The sequence below is a fragment of the Planococcus massiliensis genome (assembly GCF_000821325.1).
GTDB classification, from domain to species: Bacteria; Bacillota; Bacilli; order Bacillales_A; family Planococcaceae; genus Planococcus; species Planococcus ruber.
Genome location: NZ_CCXS01000001.1, coordinates 1,343,107 through 1,361,230 on the forward strand (window position 1 = coordinate 1,343,107; position 18,124 = coordinate 1,361,230).

Genomic DNA, 18,124 nt, shown 5'->3' on the forward strand with positions numbered 1-18,124 from the left:
TAGAAAAGTGGATTGGAAAGTAAATGAAAAGAATGGATCCCAAACCAATATTCATTCAACTTGCGAGAAAAAGAGCACTTGCTTTAGCCTGCATACTTTTTTAGCGGGGGATGTGTTAAAATAAACTGACTGATGAATTGACGGGGGAAACACATGTTTATTTATTATGGAATTGCATTGCTGATCGTTGCAGCTGATCAGTGGACAAAATGGCTAGTATTGAAACAGATGGAGTTAGGCGAACGCATCCCGGTAATGGAACCTTATTTAGCGTGGCTTTCGCACCGCAATCGAGGGGCAGCCTGGGGAATGCTGGAAGGGAAAATGTGGCTTTTCGCCATTATTACGATAGCAGTTATTATCGGCATTCTTTATTACTTCCATAAACACGCAAAAGGGCAGCCATTATTCCAATTGAGTTTAATGATTATCCTTGGTGGAGCGGTCGGAAATTTCATCGACCGGATGTTCCGAGGGGAAGTTGTCGATTTTGTAGATGTATTAATCCCGGTCATCAACTATGATTTTCCGATTTTCAATGTAGCGGATGCAGCATTGACCGTCGGTGTGGTGTTGATGATTATATTTGTCATTTATGACGAAAAACAAGAAAAGAAAAAGGTGTCTTAATGGAAGATTTAACGTTAGAAATTACAGAAGAAATGGCTGGAGAACGCATTGATAAAGTCGTTTCAGCAATGGATGAAGACTGGTCGCGCTCACAGATCGCGAACTGGGTCAAAGACGGTGCCATCAAAGTCAACGGCGAAACGGTCAAACCGAATTATAAAGTGCGGCTGGACGACGTCATTATTGCCACTCCGCCGATTCTAGAAGAGCTGGACGTTGTTCCGGAAGATTTGAATTTGGAGATTGTTTATGAAGATGCAGATGTATTAGTCGTGAATAAACCAAAAGGAATGGTGGTCCATCCAGCTCCAGGCCATTCTCAAGGCACATTAGTCAACGGATTGATGCATCATTGCACCGATTTATCAGGCATTAACGGCGTCGTTCGCCCTGGAATTGTCCACCGAATCGATAAAGATACGTCGGGCTTATTGATGGTCGCTAAAAATGATGCAGCCCACCAATCGCTCGTGGACCAATTGGTGAAAAAAACCGTGACGCGTAAATATGTGGCGCTTGTCCATGGCCATATACCGCACGACAAAGGAACGATTGATGCACCGATCGCACGCGATCCGAAAGAACGCCAGAACATGTCGGTGGTGGATAAAGGCAAGCATGCTGTCACACATTTCCGCGTATTAGAACGTTTTGGCAATTTCACGCTAGTGGAATGCCGTTTGGAAACTGGGCGTACCCATCAAATCCGTGTCCATATGAAATATATCGGCTTCCCGCTAGTCGGCGATCCAAAGTACGGTCCGCGGAAAACGATGGATATCGGCGGGCAGGCGCTTCATGCAGAAGTGATCGGATTCAATCATCCGAAGACCGGCGAATACATGGAATTCTCAGCGGACATGCCTGCAGAATTCGCGGAGCTTTTGGAATCTCTTCGAGAGAAGGATTGACAAACCGCCAAGTTGTTCTTTATACTTGAAAAAACTAATCGAATAAGCAACACCTTTAATAACAGTCCAGAGAGGCTGAGAAGGTACATACGCTAAGCCGGAAGACTGTCTTCCGTGCTGGATTTTTCTGCGCATCTATCCTCTTGCCTTTCGGGCAAGAGGTTTTTTATTTGGAAAAGGAGAGAAAATCATGGTCGAAAAAGCTGAAATCTTGGATGAGAAAGCCATTGCCCGAGCGATTACCCGCATCGCGCATGAAATTATTGAACGCAATAAAGGCATCGATGAATGCATTTTGGTCGGCATTAAAACACGGGGAACGTTCCTCGCCGAGCGTCTCGCCGAACGGATCGAGCAGATCGAGGGCAAGCCGATTTTAAAAGGGGAGCTCGACATCACGCTTTACCGAGATGATCTAAGCCTCAAGCACAAAAACCAGGAACCGCTCGTCCAGCAAGTAGACATCGAACACAATATCTCAAATAAAAAAGTGGTGCTGGTGGACGATGTGCTCTATACGGGAAGAACGGTGAGAGCCGCAATGGATGCCGTCATGGACCTTGGGCGCCCGTCGCAAATCCAACTCGCAGTATTGATTGACAGGGGACACCGCGAGCTGCCGATCCGGGCTGACTTTGTTGGGAAGAACATTCCGACATCGAGCGAAGAACGGATTGTGGTCCAAATGTTGGAAAGCGACGGCAATGACCGCGTCGCCATACATGTTTAAGAATAGGGGCGAAAGAGTGTGAGTGAAGCAATTTTAGATATAAAAGACAAACCGAAAGCGGGCCAATGGATCTCTTTGAGCCTGCAGCATATGTTCGCCATGTTCGGCGCAACGATCCTGGTGCCGCAATTAGTCGGCTTAAGCCCGGCGATTGCACTCCTGACTAGCGGAATGGCGACCATCATCTTCATCATCATCACCCAATTTAAAGTGCCGGCTTATCTGGGATCGTCCTTCGCTTTCATTGTTCCGATCACGATCGCGACGGAAACTGGCGGCATCGGATCCGCAATGATCGGCGCCATGTTTGTGTCACTTGTCTACGCAATCGTCGCTCTGATCATCTGGAAGACCGGCTATCGCTGGCTTATGAAACTCTTGCCGCCGATCGTGGTGGGACCGGTCATCATCGTGATCGGCCTGGCTTTGTCCGGGACGGCAGTCGACATGGCGATGAACATTACGGTCAACGAAGTCAGCCAGTACAGCTTCAAGCATTTCTCAGCAGCGCTGGTTACCCTGATTACGGCCATCATCTGCAATATCTATTTCAAGAATATCATCAGCTTAATGCCGATCTTAATCGGGATCATCATCGGCTATCTTTACTCCGCGATGATCGGAATCATCGATTACACAGCAATCACCGAAGCGAATTGGTTCGCGGTGCCGGACTTCCTGATTCCCGGAGCCGACTATTCCTTTACGGTGACGCCGACATTGCTGTTTGTGATGGTGCCGATTGCGATTGTCACGATCTCTGAACATATCGGGCATCAGCTCGTGCTCGGAAAAATCGTCAAAAGAAATTACATAAAAGATCCAGGATTGCATCGCTCGATTCTGGGCGACGGCATTGGAACTTTTATCTCTTCACTGGTCGGCGGACCACCGAAGACGACTTACGGCGAGAACATCGGCGTACTGGCCATCACACGCGTCTACAGCGTCTACGTGATTTTAGGCGCTGCCGTCTTCGCCATCATCTTTTCGTTCCTTGGCAAAGTGATGGCGGTGATTGATACCATTCCAACAGCGGTGCTTGGCGGCATATCGATTTTGCTGTTCGGGATCATCGCATCATCCGGCCTTCGTATGCTGGTCGATAACGGCATCGATTTCGGGGACAAACGAAATCTCGTAATTTCGTCGGTCATCCTGGTCATCGGGATCGGCGGAGCGAAAATCGAATTTAGCGAAGCGTTCTCAGTGGAAGGCATGGCGTTGGCTGCCATCATCGGGGTTTTGCTGAACCTGATCTTGCCGGGGCGCAATAAGGAAGAACTTGACGACGGAACTGAATAATCACCTTTTAATGAATGTCCAGAGAGGCATGGAAAGGTTTGGATCATGGGCTTGCTATGCCCTTATTTCCTCACACCTTCCTGCCCCTTGGAAGGTGTTTTTTTATAGCTGAAATGAGGAAAGGGCGGATGAACATGCCGGACGTATTGACAATGAACACCTTAGACAACGAAACCATTATGCATCTGCTGAAGCGTGCAGGTGAATTCAAGAGCGGCAAAAGCCAGCCGCTAAGCGGAACGGTCGTGAACTTGTTTTTTGAACCGAGCACCCGGACCAAAATGAGCTTTGAAATGGCGGAGCATAAAATGGGTTTGACGGTCCTGCCATTTGAAACAGCTTTCTCGAGCGTGTTGAAGGGAGAAACGCTTTACGACACAGTCAAAACTTTTGAAGCGATCGGAGTCGATGGAGTCATCATCCGCCACGAAGAAGAAGCGTATTACGAACAGCTTGCTGGCTGCAGGATTCCAGTCATCAACGGCGGGGACGGCTCCGGCCAGCACCCGACGCAGTCACTCCTCGATTTGTTCACGATTTATCAGGAGTTCGGCAAAATCGCAGGCATCCATGTAACGATAGTAGGCGATATCGCCCATAGCCGGGTAGCCAAATCCAACGCAGCTGCTTTAGAAAAACTTGGCGCAAACGTTTCCTTTGTCTGTCCGGACGAATGGGGCGGCGGATATGAGACATCCGAACAGTTCGATGATTTTATTGAAACGACGGACGTGGTCATGATGCTCCGCGTCCAACATGAGCGCCATGCTGTATCCGCTTTGTTTTCGAAGGAGAACTACCATAAGCAATTCGGCTTAACGGAAGAGCGGGAGAAAAAAATGAAAGATTCGGCGATCATCATGCATCCAGCACCCATCAATAGAGGAGTGGAAATTTCGGATTGTTTAGTGGAATGCAGCCGCTCACGGATCTTCAAGCAAATGGAAAACGGCGTCTTTATCCGGATGGCAGTACTGGAATACGCAATGAAAGGGAGAGTTTGACAATGGACTTATTCATCAAAAACGTAAACATGCTGAAAAATGGAGAGCTGGCACCTGCCGCTGTCCGCATCAAAAATGGACGGATTGAAGAAATCGGCGCTGAACTGGCGGCACAAGGAGAACCTGAAATTGACGGCAAAGGCCGCTTGGTCGCTCCGGGATTCGTTGACGTACACGTACATTTGCGGGAGCCTGGCGGCGAGCAGAAAGAAACGATCGAAAGCGGAACGCATGCTGCGGCAAGAGGTGGCTTTACAACGATCAGCGCGATGCCAAATACGCGGCCTGTACCGGATACAAAAGAAAATCTCCAGCATGTGAATGGGTTGATTGAGAAAAACGCCCGGATCCGGGTATTGCCTTATGCTTCGATCACAATCCGCGAAGCAGGAAAAGAACGCACGAACCTCAAGGAATTGAAAGAGCATGGCGCATTTGCTTTCACGGATGACGGAGTAGGAATCCAGGAAGCCGGGATGATGTACGAAACGATGCTGGGTGCAGCAAAGATTGACATGGCAGTAGTCGCACATTGCGAAGACAATAGCCTCATATACGACGGGGTGATGCATGAAGGGAAGCGCAGCAAAGAGCTGGGGCTAAAAGGCATTCCTTCGATCGCAGAATCTGTACATATTGCACGGGACGTGCTGCTCGCTGAAGCTGCCGGTGCCCATTACCACGTATGCCACGTATCGACAAAAGAATCGGTGAGGGTGATCAGGGATGCGAAACGGGCGGGCATCCGGGTGACAGCGGAAGTAACGCCGCATCATCTGTTAATGACGGAAGACGACATTCCAGGGAACGACGCAAACTACAAAATGAATCCGCCGCTTCGCGCGAAAGAAGATTTAGAAGCGCTCCATGAAGGCTTGCTGGACGGCACGATTGATTTTATTGCAACGGACCATGCTCCGCATACCGTTCAGGAAAAATCGAACGGCATGGAGAAAGCGCCGTTTGGCATTGTCGGATTCGAAACCGCGTTTCCGCTTCTTTATACGCATTTTGTCGAAACGGGTAAATGGACGCTCACGCAATTGATCGATTGGCTGACGGTGAAGCCGAGCCAAACGTTCAGCTTGCCGCACGGCACGATAGAAGAAGGGGGCATGGCAGACCTGGTTTTAATCGATCTTGAGCGAGAAGAAAAAATCGATTCGGATACGTTTTTATCAAAAGGCAAGAATACGCCTTTCAATGGCTGGGCATGCAAAGGCTGGCCGGCAATGACCATTTTCGGAGGACAAATCGTTTGGCAGGAGGAGGACAAATAATGAAGCGTTATTTAATCTTGGAAGACGGAACGGTATTTGAAGGAACGGCATTCGGAAGCGAAGAAGCATCCGTGGGCGAAGTGGTGTTCAACACAAGCATGACCGGCTATCAGGAAATCCTTTCAGACCCTTCTTACTGCGGGCAGATTGTCACGATGACGTATCCGCTAATCGGCAACTACGGCATCAACAGCGACGATTTCGAATCGATCGAACCGGCTGTCAAAGGAATGGTCGTCCGGGAAGCGGCGGAATTCCCTTCAAATTTCCGCTGCAATACGACCTTGGATGAATTATTCCGCATCAAAGGAATTCCGGGAATTGCGGAAATCGATACGCGGAAATTGACGCGGCTGATCCGCTCAAAAGGTTCGATCAAAGGCGTTTTGACAGCAGCCGATGAAGCGGTGGACGTTGCAAAAGTTGTTGAGAAATTACAGCAGACCGAATTGCCGTCTGATCAAGTAGCCAAGGTATCAACATCTCGGCCGTATCCGAGCCCGGGACGCGGCAAACGGGTCGTATTGATTGATTACGGCATGAAGCACGGCATTCTGCGGGAGCTCAATAAACGCGATTGCGACGTCATTGTAGTGCCGTATAATACGACGTCCCAGGAAATTCTCGCTTGGGGGCCGGACGGCGTCATGCTGTCGAACGGACCGGGAGACCCGAAAGATGTGGAAGAGTGCGTAGAAGTCGTCCGCGAATTGTTGGGTGAAGTGCCGATATTCGGCATTTGCCTCGGCCATCAATTATTCGCCCGCGCATGCGGGGCCGAAACGTTCAAATTGAAATTCGGCCATCGCGGCGGCAACCACCCGGTCAAAGATTTGACGACGGGCCGCATCGAAATCACTTCACAGAACCACGGCTATGCCGTTGACGAAGAGACGCTGCAAGGGACGCGGCTGAAAGTGACGCACCGAGCGGTCAATGACGGAACAAATGAGGGCCTCTGCCATTTGGATTATCCGGCTTTCACCGTGCAATACCATCCCGAATCATCGCCGGGTCCGGAAGATTCCAATTACCTCTTTGACCGTTTCATCGACATCATGAACGCAACTCGAAAGGAGCAGCAATATGCCTAAAAGACAAGATATCCAAAGTATACTCGTGATCGGATCCGGTCCGATCGTCATCGGCCAAGCAGCAGAATTCGACTATGCAGGGACACAAGCGTGCCTCGCGCTGAAAGAAGAAGGATACCGGGTGATTTTGATCAACTCCAACCCGGCAACGATCATGACCGATACCGAAATCGCGGATAAAGTCTATATCGAACCGATTACATTGGACTTTGTCAGCCGGATTCTCCGCAAAGAGCGGCCGGATGCATTGCTTCCGACGCTTGGCGGCCAGACGGGGCTGAATATGGCGATTGAACTGGATGAATCGGGCATTCTGGACGAACTGGGAATCGAAATTTTAGGCACGAAACTGGAAGCAATCCATAAAGCGGAAGACCGGGATTTATTCCGCACCTTGATGAATGATTTGGGGGAACCGGTTCCGGATTCTGACATCATCCACAATATGGAGGAAGCGAAAGCGTTTGTTGAACGCATCGGCTACCCGGTCATTGTCCGGCCGGCATTTACGCTTGGCGGAACAGGCGGCGGCATTTGCCATAACGATGAGGACCTGCAGGAAATCGTCACAAGCGGCTTGAAATACAGCCCGGTTACCCAGTGTTTGCTGGAAAAATCGATTGCGGGCTTTAAGGAAGTCGAATACGAAGTGATGCGTGACGCGAACGACACGGCAATTGTGGTCTGCAACATGGAAAATATCGATCCGGTCGGCATCCATACGGGCGACTCGATTGTTGTGGCGCCGAGCCAGACCTTGTCTGACCGGGAATATCAAATGCTGCGGAATGTGTCACTGAAGATCATCCGTGCACTCAAAATCGAAGGCGGCTGCAACGTCCAATTGGCGCTTGACCCCTACAGCTTCAATTACTACATCATCGAAGTCAATCCGCGCGTCAGCCGTTCATCGGCGCTCGCTTCGAAAGCGACCGGCTACCCGATTGCGAAGCTTGCTGCAAAAATTGCGGTAGGGCTGACACTCGATGAAATGATGAACCCGGTAACGGGCCGGACTTATGCGGCGTTTGAACCGGCGCTTGACTATGTGGTCGCTAAAATTCCGCGCTGGCCGTTCGACAAGTTCGAGTCCGCGAAACGAAATTTAGGAACCCAAATGAAAGCGACGGGCGAAGTGATGGCGATGGGCCGGTCGTTTGAAGAAGCGATTCTAAAAGCCGTTCGCTCGCTTGAAACCGGCCAATTTCATTTGGAGCTGAAGAAAGCGGAGACGATGAGCGATGAATGGATCGAGAAACGAATCCGCCGGGCTGGCGATGAGCGCTTATTCTTTATCGGAGAAGCACTGCGCCGCGGAGTTTCCATCGAAACAATCCAAGACTGGAGCCAGATTGATCTCTTCTTTTTGAAGAAGTTCGCAGATATGGTCCAATTTGAAAATGTGTTGAAAGCCAACCGGTTCGACCGGGAAACAGCAAAAAAAGCGAAGCGCATGGGCTTTGCGGATAAGACAATTGCAAAGCTGTGGGCAGTAGGAGAGCAAGAAGTCTACAACTGGCGCAAAGAACAGGAATTGATGCCTGTCTATAAGATGGTGGATACTTGCGCAGCAGAATTCGAATCGGAAACGCCGTATTTCTACGGCACATACGAAGATGAAAACGAGTCGATCCGTACGGAAAAAGAAAGCATCATCGTCCTTGGATCCGGCCCGATCCGCATCGGCCAAGGGGTTGAATTTGACTATGCCACGGTGCACTCTGTATGGGCGATCAAAGAAGCAGGCTATGAAGCGATCATCATCAACAACAACCCGGAAACGGTATCGACGGATTTCTCCATCTCGGACAAATTATACTTTGAACCGTTAACGGTGGAAGATGTTATGCATATCATTGAAATCGAACAGCCAAAAGGCGTGGTGGTCCAGTTCGGCGGACAGACGGCGATCAATCTTGCTGAAAAGCTGGAGCAAAACGGAGTGAAGATTCTTGGCACTTCTCTGGAAGATTTGGACCGGGCTGAAAACCGCAACAAATTCGAAGCGGCCTTGCACGAAATCGGGATCCCGCAGCCGCTTGGCAAAACAGCGGTTTCTGCCGAAGAAGCGATTATCATTGCAAATGACATCGGCTATCCGGTATTGGTGCGCCCATCCTATGTGCTCGGCGGCCGGGCGATGGAAATCGTCTACAATGAAAGCGACTTGAGCCATTACATGGAGCATGCGGTCGAAGCAAGTCCCGAACATCCCGTACTTGTCGACCGCTATTTGACCGGGATTGAAATCGAAGTGGACGCCATTTCAGACGGAAAAGACGTACTGATCCCCGGCATCATGGAGCATATTGAACGCGCCGGCGTCCATTCAGGGGATTCGATTGCCGTCTACCCGACGCAGAACATTTCGCAGCAGCTGCTCGATACGCTGGTGGATTATACGGCCCGCCTCGCAAAAGGATTGAACATTATCGGACTTTTGAACATCCAATATGTGATCTCGAAAGGCGAAGTGTTTGTCATTGAAGTCAATCCGCGCTCTAGCAGGACTGTGCCGTTCATGAGCAAAATCACGGCGATTCCGATGGCGAACATAGCGATGAAAGCGATACTCGGCCACAGCATCCGAGCGCAAGGATTCACGCCAGGGCTCGCACCGCTGTCAAAAGGCGTCTACGTGAAAGTGCCGGTGTTCTCATTTGCGAAACTGCGCCGCGTCGACATTACCCTCGGCCCAGAGATGAAATCGACCGGAGAAGTGATGGGCAGAGATTCTACACTCGAAAAAGCACTTTACAAAGGATTGGTTGCCGCTGGCATGGAAATAAAAGACCATGGTACCGTACTGATGACTGTATCCGATAAAGACAAAGAAGAGGCAATCGGCCTCGCGAAGCGTTTTACAGCGATCGGCTACCACATCATGGCGACTGAAGGGACAGCCAGCACGTTGGAAAGCGCAGGCATCAATGTGTCGACGGTCGGGAAAATCGGTTCAGACGGCCAAACTTTGATCGACGTCATCCAAAACGGCCGCGCCCAGCTTGTCATCAATACGTTGACGAAAGGAAAGCAGCCGGAACGCGACGGTTTCCGGATTCGCCGGGAATCGGTGGAAAACGGCATTCCGTGCCTGACGTCGCTTGATACGGCAGAAGCGATGCTCCGCGTCATTGAATCGATGACTTTCTCTGCAGAGGAAATGGGGGCAGGCGTATGATTCGGCAACAGCACATGACCGTCGTCAGCCAGAAGGAAATCGCCCATCGCATTTTTGAATTGACCGTTGAAGGAGACCTTGTAAACGACATGGCGGCTCCAGGGCAGTTCGTCCATGTCCGGGTAGCGGACAGTTACGAGCCGCTCCTCCGCCGGCCGATCTCGGTCGCTTCCTACGATAAGGAAAAGCGCCAATTTACGATGATTTACCGGGCGGAAGGGCGAGGCACGAATTTATTGGCTGAAAAAAAGCCGGGTGATGGCCTCGACGTACTGGGGCCGCTTGGCAACGGCTTTCCGGTCGAAGAAGCTGCGAAAAAAGCTTATTTGATCGGCGGGGGAATCGGCGTGCCGCCTTTATACGAACTTTCGAAAGCGCTCAATGAACGCGGCATTGAGACGGTGCATATTCTAGGTTTTGAAAGCAAAGACGCTGTTTTTTATGAAGCAGAATTTAAAAGTCTCGGCGACACCCATATTGCGACGGTCGATGGCTCGCACGGAACCCAAGGTTTTGTGACGCATATTTTGAACGAACTGCCGAAAGATTTCGATGCCTATTTCAGCTGCGGACCGACAGCGATGCTTGAAGCGGTGCAATGGGCATATCCGGAGAAAAAAGGGTTCTTGTCTTATGAACAGCGGATGGGCTGCGGCATCGGCGCTTGCTTCGCCTGTGTCTGCCGAACGACGAAAAGCGAAACGGATTACATCAAGGTTTGTTCAGATGGACCGGTATTTCAGGCGGGGGTAGTGATTTCATGACGAATTTAGCGATAAAGCTTCCAGGACTCAAGTTAAAGAATCCGATCATGCCGGCATCCGGCTGCTTCGGCTTCGGGAAAGAATATGCGCAGCTCTACGATTTGGCCCAACTTGGCGCGATCATGATCAAAGCGACGACAGTCGAAATGCGTCTCGGCAATCCGACGCCACGCGTTGCAGAAACTGCGTCCGGCATGCTGAATGCCATCGGCCTGCAAAATCCAGGGCTCGAAGGAGTCATGGGCTCAGAACTTCCATGGCTAGAACAATTCGACGTGCCGATCATTGCGAACGTAGCGGGCACCACGACGGAAGATTACGTGGAGGTTGCAAAGCAAATTTCAACGTCACCGAACGTGCATGCGCTTGAAATCAATATTTCCTGCCCGAACGTCAAACAAGGCGGCATTACGTTCGGAACGGATCCGGATGTGGCGCGGGAACTAACACAAGCAGTCAAAACGGTCTCTTCTGTGCCGGTGTATATCAAATTGTCGCCGAATGTTACAAATATCGTCTCGATTGCCAAAGCGGTTGAAGAAGGTGGAGCGGACGGCATCACGATGATCAATACTTTGCTTGGCATGCGCCTGGACCCGAAAACCGGCCGGCCGGTCATTGCCAACATTACCGGCGGATTATCAGGTCCTGCCATTAAGCCAGTAGCGCTGCGAATGGTCTATGAAGTGAGCCAGCATACGGATCTGCCAATTATCGGCATGGGCGGTATAACGAATGTCGACGATGCCATCGACTTCCTGTCAGCAGGCGCAAGCGCAGTAGCTGTGGGCACGGCTAATTTCGTCAATCCGTTCGTTTGTCCGGAAATCATCGAAAAGCTGCCAAAAAGGCTGCATGAACTCGGATTTGATTCGGCAGAAGAATTAATCGGAAGGAGCCACCGCCTGTGAACAAACCCATCATCGCATTAGACTTTTCTTCAAAGGAGCAAGTGGAAGAATTTTTGGCTCTGTTTGGTGAGCCGCTATTTGTAAAAGTAGGCATGGAGCTTTTCTATCAGGAAGGGCCGGAATTGGTGAGGATGATCAAATCGAAGGGCCATCAGATTTTCCTCGATTTGAAGCTTCACGACATTCCAAATACCGTAGAATCCGCTATGCGCGGGCTTGCGAAACTCGGCGTCGATTTGACCAATGTCCACGCTGCAGGCGGAGTGGAAATGATGAAAGCGGCGAAAAAAGGCTTAGCCGGTTCCACTACGCAATTGATTGCGGTGACGCAGCTGACATCAACAGATGAAACGCAGATGCACGAAGACCAGCTGATTTATGTCAGCCTGGAAGAGTCGGTCTTGCATTATGCCAAACAGGCAAAGCGTGCCGGATTAGACGGCGTTGTCTGTTCCGTGCTGGAGTCTTCAGCGATTGCAAGGGACTGCGGAGAAGCGTTTTTGAAAGTAACGCCGGGGATTCGCATTGCCGGAGCCGCGGCAGATGACCAAAAACGGGTGGCGACGCCAAAAGCGGCCAAAGAACAAGGATCGACGCATATCGTCGTCGGAAGAGCCATCACAAAAGCGCAAGACCCGGTTGCGGCATACAGCCAAATTAAAAACGAATGGAGCGGTCGATGATGAAACAGCATATTGCACGCCACTTACTGAATATTGGAGCCGTTGAATTGCGGCCGGAAGATCCGTTCACCTGGGCATCAGGCGTCCAGTCCCCGATTTATTGCGACAACCGGCTCACGATGTCTTACCCGGAAGTGCGAAAAGAAATTGCCAAAGGGCTGGCTGGCTTAATCGAAGAATTTTATCCGGAGTGTGAAGTTGTAGCAGGAACGGCAACAGCTGGCATTCCGCATGCCGCTTGGGTCAGCGACAGACTCGATTTGCCGATGGTCTACGTCCGTTCAAAACCGAAAGAGCACGGGCAAGGCAATATGGTTGAAGGGAAAATCGAGGCAGGAAAAAAAGTGGTCGTCGTCGAAGATTTGATTTCAAAAGGCGGTTCGGTCCTCCAAGCAGCTGAAGGGTTAAAAGCGGCCGGGTTTGACGTGCTTGGCATCGCCGCAATTTTTACATACGATTTGCCGCAGTCGATGGAGGCAATCACTGAAGCTGGGCTTACATTCCATACGCTGACGGACTTTCCAGCGCTCGTTGAAGAGGCGGCAGCGGCTGGAGCGATTCAGGAAAAAGATTTGCCGATGCTTGCTGATTGGCATGAGAATTTAAAAGCGGGAACTTTGACGTAAAGATAGAACTTCATAAAAGCTGGCCGCAGGGGCCGGCTTTTTTGTCGTTCATCGGAAAAATTTGAGGAAACTCATGATTTTTCAGCTGTTTTTTGTTATGGTCTAAACAACAAGGAGGGACGATTTTATGCCTTTTACCCAACAGCAACTCAATGAATGGCAGCGAAATTTTCCGGTAGTGGAGAAAGCGATGTCTTTGGAGCCGCTTTTTTGGCAAAATCCAAAACTGAAAAAAGTGGAGGAATTCCCGCCGCTTTCTGTCTCTAAAAAAGACATGGAGCAAGCCGCCAAATTATGGGGACGTTTTGCCCCGTTTCTTGCAAAAGCTTTTCCTGAAACAAGAGATGGGATCATTGAATCGCCGATGAGGGGAATATTGGAAATGAAAAAGGCGTTAAATGAGCGGAGTTCGGCAACCGTCCGCGGTGATGTATATTTGAAATGCGACAGTGAGCTTCCGATCGCAGGGTCGGTGAAAGCGCGCGGCGGCGTCTTCGAAGTTTTGCAGCACGCAGAAAATTTGGCGATGGATGCAGGGCTTTTAGCTGAAAAGGATTCCTATGAGAAATTCCTTGGAGATGAGTTTATTCAATTTTTTCACCAGTACTCGGTCGGCGTCGGATCCACTGGAAATCTGGGATTGAGCATTGGCATCATGGGAGCGAAGCTTGGATTCCAGACTTCGGTTTATATGTCGGCAGATGCGAAGCCGTGGAAAAAAGAATTGCTTCGGCAAAAAGGTGCCATCGTCCATGAATTTTCAGGTGATTTTAGCGAAGCCATTACAGAAGGCAGAGAGCAGACACGGAAAAATCCGGAAGCTTATTTTGTAGATGATGAAAAGTCAAAGCCGTTGTTCCTTGGCTACAGCGTTGCGGCTTTTCATTTAAAAGAACAATTGGCTCAAGCAAATGTCAGGGTTGACCGCGAACATCCCCTATTCGTTTATTTGCCTTGCGGCGTCGGCGGTGCGCCCGGCGGCATCACGTTCGGCCTGAAACAGGTTTTTGGCGATGCCGTCCATTGCTTTTTTGTGGAACCGACGCATTCGCCGGCGGTCCTGATCGGCTTGGCTACCGGTGAAAAAGAAAGGGTCTGTGTCCAGGACTTCGGCATAGACAACCGGACAGAAGGGGACGGTTTAGCGGTAGGACGCCCATCCAGTTTCGCTTCTTCCATTAGTGAACATCTTGTCAGCGGCATTTATACAATTGAAGATGAAGAGCTGTTTAAAGGGTTGGCTCTTTTGTCTGACAGTGAAGGGGTCTTCATCGAGCCTTCAGCAGCTGCAGGGCTATGGGGGCCAACCGAATTAGTGAAAACCGATTACTTGCAGAAGCACGAAATAGACGAATCAAAAGCCGTCCATATTGTCTGGGCTACGGGAGGAGCACTCGTACCGGAACATGAACGAGTGCAATTTTACGGAAAAGGCAAAAAACTATTGTAATGGGTTTTTTTGAAATCGAAAGGTGGAGATGGAATGAATATCCTGATAGTAGGAGTGGTGTTGGCAGCGATGCTGTTGCTGTACGCTTCGGTGAACGAACGGTTTAAAACGATGGAAAAGCAGATGGCCGCTATGCGGAAAACCATAGACGCTTTAAGGAAAGGCGGGCCTGTTGAAGACCCGAAAGTCGATGCAGAACTTCGTGAGCTGTTGGCCCAAGGGAAAGATGTACAAGCCGTAAAATTGGCGCGTGAATATCTTGGCCTGTCCTTATTAGATGCTAAAAACTACGTGGACTCTTTAAAGATGTAAATCGAAAAAATTCCAAAATAACTTTGACTCTTTTCCGGTTTTCGCTTAGAATAACAAAAATAACCAAAAAATTCTGTGATGAAGAGAGTAGTTTTGAAGGGAGCGGCAGCGAGTCAGGGGTGGTGGGAGCCTGATAGCCGAATTCAAAATGAAGCGCACTTCTGAGAAACTCCCTGAAATGAAAGTAGGGTGCAGTCGGAGGAATCCGTTATCTTTTTAAGCTGGCCTGTTTGGGCAATCAGAGTGGTACCGCGGGAATCCCGTCTCTAAATTTATTTAGAGGCGGGATTTTTCTATTGTTTTTGAAAAGGAGAGAGAGCATGAAAAATTCAGCAGTGTTTGCAATGGCCATCGATGAAAAAATCGAGGGGAAACTGGATTTAACCGACATCCAACGGCTGATCGAACAGCCGAAATTCGAAGGGCAAGGCGACCTAGCTTTCCCTTGTTTTGCGCTAGCCAAAACAATGCGGAAAGCACCAAGCAAAATCGCAGAAGAACTTGCACCGCTTATCAGCCATCCGTCATTCGAAAAAGTACAGGCAGACGGCGCCTATATCAATGCGTTTTTCCAAAAGAAAGAGGCAAGCAAAGCTGTCATTGAAGAGATTATGGCAAAAGGCAGCACGTATGGGCAACATGAATTCGGAAACGGAAAAAATATCGTCATCGATTTTTCATCCCCCAATATTGCAAAACCTTTTTCCATGGGGCATTTACGGTCAACGGTCATCGGCAATTCGCTCGCGAAAATCGCTGAAAAATGCGGCTATCAAACAGTGAAAATCAATCATCTGGGAGACTGGGGGACGCAATTCGGCAAATTGATCGTTGCCTACAAACAATGGGGAGAAGAAAGCGCGGTGCAAAAAGAGCCCATCAAGGAATTGCTGGAACTTTACGTCCGGTTTCATCAGGAAGCAGAAAAGAATCCGAAGCTAAACGAGGAAGCAAGAAGCTGGTTTAAGAAATTAGAAGACGGCGACCAAGAGGCTAGCAGGCTCTGGCTTTGGTTTAAAGAAGAATCGCTGCAGGAATTCAACAAGATCTATCAATTGCTTGGCGTGTCGTTTGATTCATTGGACGGTGAGGCTTTCTACAACGATAAAATGCAGAAGACGATTGCTTTATTGGCCGAAAAGAATTTATTGAGTGCTTCTGCCGGGGCTGAAGTGGTGGATTTGACAGCGGAAGGCATGCCCCCGCTATTGATCCGAAAATCGGACGGCGCCACTCTCTATGCGACGCGGGATTTGACAGCCGCTTTATACCGTCATGAAAACTATCAATTCGCTAGAGCGTTGTATGTGGTGGGCCAGGAACAGACTTTGCATTTCAAGCAGGTTTTTCAGGCTTTGCAAAAGATGGGCTTTTCCTTTGCAAACGAAATGGAGCATATTCCGTTCGGATTTATCTTGAAAAATGGCAAGAAAATGTCGACCAGAAAAGGCGGCCTTGTGCTGCTGGAAAAAGTTCTGCAAGAAGCCATTGGGCTGGCAGCAAAAAATATTGAGGAGAAAAATCCGGCTTTGAAAGAAAAGCAGCTAGTCGCTGAGATGGTTGGGGTCGGCGCCGTGGTTTTCCACGATCTCCGCAACGACCGGATGACGAATGTGGAGTTTTCGCTGCGAGATATGCTTCGTTTTGAAGGGGCAACCGGACCGTACGTCCAGTATACGCATGCACGTGCCTGCTCAATCTTGCGGAAAGCGGGCGGCCATCATGGGCCGATTGAGGGCTTGGATGATGCGTATAGCTGGCAAGTGGTGAAGCGGTTGCTGGAGTTCCCGGACGTCATTGAAAAAAGCTTCCATCACAATGAACCTTCAGCCATCGCTAAATTTCTGATCGAATTGGCGCAGGATTTCAATAAATATTATAGCCATGTGAAAATTCTAGAGGAAGATGAGGAATTGGGAACCAGATTGGCCTTGGTTTCATCCACCGCCATTGTGTTGAAAGAAGGGTTGAAGCTGCTTGGCATCGGTGCGCCTGAACAGATGTAAAAATAATGGGTTCGGATGATTTTCGGCGAATAAAAGCACTGAATGATCAAATCGGAAAGGAGGGATAAAATGGCCAGAAAAGTGAAGGATGTTTTTATTAATTTGCCGGTGAAGGATTTGCAGAAGTCGGTTGACTTTTTTAGCGCATTAGGATTTGGCTTTAATGATGAAATGACTGATGAAAATGCCAGCTGCATGATTATTGGCGATCACATGTATGTCATGTTATTGGTGGAACCGTTTTTCCAAAAGTTTACGAAAAAACAATTAACGGATTCCGCAGCATCCACTGAAGTCATTGTGGCCATTTCTGCAGACAGCAAAGCAGAAGTGGACGAAATGGTCGAAAAAGCCATTGAAGCAGGCGGCGCTGTTTCGAACGATAAAATGGACGATGAGTATATGTATGGCTGGAGCTTCCAGGACCTCGATGGCCATCTTCGGGAAGTCGTGTATATGCCGGAAAGCTGACAACAAAAATGCCTGGAACGTCTGTTATCCAACAGAATGTTCCAGGCATTTTTTCTCGTTCTTCTACTGCTCTTACAAGTAGTCTGCATAGCGCTTTTCCATGTAATTTTGGAAAACGGTCATCACTGAACAGATGGCCCAGTAGATTAAAGCGACTAAGATCAAGAGCGTTAAGAGATCGTATTCACGCGCTCCGACAATCCGCGCTTTCTGGAAAACTTCCGGCACGGTTATCATCGCAGCCAAGGAAGAGGCTTTGATGAGGTCGAGAAACACATTGGAAAGCGGCGGAACCGCAATGCGGACCGATTGGGGCAAAATGATGCGCCGCATCGTCTGCCAATAGCTCAAGCCGAGCGCCGTGGAAGATTCCCATTGCCCTTTGTCGACAGAAGCGAGGGAAGAGCGGAAAACTTCTGCAATATAAGCAGCGCAGTTGATGGTAAAGCCGATAAGCGCCGCCTGCAATGCTGAAAACTCAATGCCGATGACGGGCAACGCGAAGTAGAGCAAAAACAAAATAACCAAAATTGGTACTCCGCGCATAAAGGAAATGTAGAGGCGGGCTGGCCATTCAAGAATCTTGAATTTCGAAGTTCTTGCAAGTGCCAGGAAAAATCCGATGATAAGAGCGAGGCCCATACTCACCAGTGAAATCAATAGTGTGTACCAGATTCCTTCCAAGACGTAAGGAAGAGACTCGATCGCAAGCTGCGGGTCAAACAGCAAGCCCCATTCGATGTCAGCCATTCAATATCCTCCTCGC

17 protein-coding genes and 1 other annotated feature are annotated in these 18,124 nt (G+C 49.5%); of the genes, 16 read left to right on the top strand and 1 reads right to left on the bottom strand.

Annotated elements, in window-relative coordinates:
* The first annotated feature begins 153 nt into the window (after positions 1-153).
* From lspA to BN1080_RS06535, 16 genes are all read left to right on the top strand, one after another.
* Positions 154-630, top strand: coding sequence for a signal peptidase II (gene lspA, locus BN1080_RS06460; RefSeq protein WP_052651124.1), 477 nt, complete (start codon positions 154-156; stop codon positions 628-630).
* Positions 630-1,541 carry an RluA family pseudouridine synthase gene (locus BN1080_RS06465; protein ID WP_052651126.1) on the top strand — a complete coding sequence of 304 codons (912 nt, stop codon included), beginning with the start codon at positions 630-632 and terminating at the stop codon, positions 1,539-1,541. The genes lspA and BN1080_RS06465 overlap by 1 nt, the downstream gene beginning before the upstream one ends.
* Positions 1,542-1,731: 190 nt before the next feature.
* Positions 1,732-2,271: a bifunctional pyr operon transcriptional regulator/uracil phosphoribosyltransferase PyrR gene (gene pyrR / locus BN1080_RS06470; RefSeq protein WP_052651128.1), complete on the top strand. Its 540-nt coding sequence runs from the start codon at positions 1,732-1,734 to the stop codon at positions 2,269-2,271.
* 18 nt (positions 2,272-2,289) lie between these two features.
* A complete protein-coding gene (locus BN1080_RS06475) occupies positions 2,290-3,576 on the top strand; it encodes a solute carrier family 23 protein (RefSeq protein WP_052651130.1) in 1,287 nt (428 codons plus the stop codon).
* 134 nt (positions 3,577-3,710) lie between these two features.
* The gene (locus BN1080_RS06480; RefSeq protein WP_052654449.1) at positions 3,711-4,580 is read left to right on the top strand and encodes an aspartate carbamoyltransferase catalytic subunit; all 870 of its coding nucleotides are present in this window, start codon (positions 3,711-3,713) and stop codon (positions 4,578-4,580) included.
* Positions 4,581-4,582: 2 nt separating this feature from the next.
* Positions 4,583-5,860 (top strand): dihydroorotase, encoded by a 1,278-nt coding sequence (locus BN1080_RS06485; protein WP_052651133.1) that lies wholly within the window; start codon positions 4,583-4,585, stop codon positions 5,858-5,860.
* Positions 5,857-6,954 (top strand): carbamoyl phosphate synthase small subunit, encoded by a 1,098-nt coding sequence (locus BN1080_RS06490; protein ID WP_052654451.1) that lies wholly within the window; start codon positions 5,857-5,859, stop codon positions 6,952-6,954. Before BN1080_RS06485 ends, BN1080_RS06490 begins: the two co-directional genes overlap by 4 nt.
* Positions 6,947-10,135, top strand: coding sequence for a carbamoyl-phosphate synthase large subunit (gene carB / locus BN1080_RS06495; RefSeq protein ID WP_052651137.1), 3,189 nt, complete (start codon positions 6,947-6,949; stop codon positions 10,133-10,135). Before BN1080_RS06490 ends, carB begins: the two co-directional genes overlap by 8 nt.
* Positions 10,132-10,899: a dihydroorotate dehydrogenase electron transfer subunit gene (locus tag BN1080_RS06500; protein ID WP_052651142.1), complete on the top strand. Its 768-nt coding sequence runs from the start codon at positions 10,132-10,134 to the stop codon at positions 10,897-10,899. Before carB ends, BN1080_RS06500 begins: the two co-directional genes overlap by 4 nt.
* A complete protein-coding gene (locus tag BN1080_RS06505) occupies positions 10,896-11,810 on the top strand; it encodes a dihydroorotate dehydrogenase (RefSeq protein WP_052651145.1) in 915 nt (304 codons plus the stop codon). The genes BN1080_RS06500 and BN1080_RS06505 overlap by 4 nt, the downstream gene beginning before the upstream one ends.
* Complete coding sequence (gene pyrF, locus BN1080_RS06510; RefSeq protein WP_052651149.1) at positions 11,807-12,493, top strand: orotidine-5'-phosphate decarboxylase; 687 nt, start codon at positions 11,807-11,809, stop codon at positions 12,491-12,493. Before BN1080_RS06505 ends, pyrF begins: the two co-directional genes overlap by 4 nt.
* Positions 12,493-13,119, top strand: coding sequence for an orotate phosphoribosyltransferase (gene pyrE / locus BN1080_RS06515; protein ID WP_052651154.1), 627 nt, complete (start codon positions 12,493-12,495; stop codon positions 13,117-13,119). Before pyrF ends, pyrE begins: the two co-directional genes overlap by 1 nt.
* A 127-nt stretch (positions 13,120-13,246) precedes the next feature.
* On the top strand, positions 13,247-14,569 hold the full coding sequence (locus BN1080_RS06520) for a D-serine ammonia-lyase (RefSeq protein WP_052651158.1): 1,323 nt from the start codon (positions 13,247-13,249) through the stop codon (positions 14,567-14,569).
* A 33-nt stretch (positions 14,570-14,602) separates the two neighbouring features.
* Positions 14,603-14,881 carry a hypothetical protein gene (locus BN1080_RS06525; protein ID WP_052651160.1) on the top strand — a complete coding sequence of 93 codons (279 nt, stop codon included), beginning with the start codon at positions 14,603-14,605 and terminating at the stop codon, positions 14,879-14,881.
* A 66-nt stretch (positions 14,882-14,947) separates the two neighbouring features.
* Positions 14,948-15,152: a binding site (T-box leader), on the top strand.
* A 49-nt stretch (positions 15,153-15,201) separates the two neighbouring features.
* Positions 15,202-16,887: an arginine--tRNA ligase gene (gene argS, locus BN1080_RS06530; RefSeq protein ID WP_052651162.1), complete on the top strand. Its 1,686-nt coding sequence runs from the start codon at positions 15,202-15,204 to the stop codon at positions 16,885-16,887.
* Between the two features lie 69 nt (positions 16,888-16,956).
* Entirely contained in the window at positions 16,957-17,358 is a 402-nt protein-coding gene (locus tag BN1080_RS06535; protein ID WP_052651164.1) for a VOC family protein, read from the top strand.
* Positions 17,359-17,430: 72 nt separating this feature from the next.
* Here the strand turns inward: BN1080_RS06535 and BN1080_RS06540 are convergent, their stop codons facing one another.
* A complete protein-coding gene (locus BN1080_RS06540; protein ID WP_052651166.1) occupies positions 17,431-18,108 on the bottom strand; it encodes an amino acid ABC transporter permease in 678 nt (225 codons plus the stop codon).
* Between the last annotated feature and the right edge of the window lie 16 nt (positions 18,109-18,124).

Coding starts and splice junctions, on each gene's coding strand:
- lspA (WP_052651124.1), top strand. CDS start 154: ATGTTTATTTATTATGGAATTGCATTGCTGATCGTTGCAGCTGATCAG.
- BN1080_RS06465 (WP_052651126.1), top strand. CDS start 630: ATGGAAGATTTAACGTTAGAAATTACAGAAGAAATGGCTGGAGAACGC.
- pyrR (WP_052651128.1), top strand. CDS start 1,732: ATGGTCGAAAAAGCTGAAATCTTGGATGAGAAAGCCATTGCCCGAGCG.
- BN1080_RS06480 (WP_052654449.1), top strand. CDS start 3,711: ATGCCGGACGTATTGACAATGAACACCTTAGACAACGAAACCATTATG.
- BN1080_RS06485 (WP_052651133.1), top strand. CDS start 4,583: ATGGACTTATTCATCAAAAACGTAAACATGCTGAAAAATGGAGAGCTG.
- carB (WP_052651137.1), top strand. CDS start 6,947: ATGCCTAAAAGACAAGATATCCAAAGTATACTCGTGATCGGATCCGGT.
- BN1080_RS06500 (WP_052651142.1), top strand. CDS start 10,132: ATGATTCGGCAACAGCACATGACCGTCGTCAGCCAGAAGGAAATCGCC.
- BN1080_RS06505 (WP_052651145.1), top strand. CDS start 10,896: ATGACGAATTTAGCGATAAAGCTTCCAGGACTCAAGTTAAAGAATCCG.
- pyrE (WP_052651154.1), top strand. CDS start 12,493: ATGAAACAGCATATTGCACGCCACTTACTGAATATTGGAGCCGTTGAA.
- BN1080_RS06520 (WP_052651158.1), top strand. CDS start 13,247: ATGCCTTTTACCCAACAGCAACTCAATGAATGGCAGCGAAATTTTCCG.
- BN1080_RS06525 (WP_052651160.1), top strand. CDS start 14,603: ATGAATATCCTGATAGTAGGAGTGGTGTTGGCAGCGATGCTGTTGCTG.
- argS (WP_052651162.1), top strand. CDS start 15,202: ATGAAAAATTCAGCAGTGTTTGCAATGGCCATCGATGAAAAAATCGAG.
- BN1080_RS06535 (WP_052651164.1), top strand. CDS start 16,957: ATGGCCAGAAAAGTGAAGGATGTTTTTATTAATTTGCCGGTGAAGGAT.
- BN1080_RS06540 (WP_052651166.1), bottom strand. CDS start 18,108: ATGGCTGACATCGAATGGGGCTTGCTGTTTGACCCGCAGCTTGCGATC.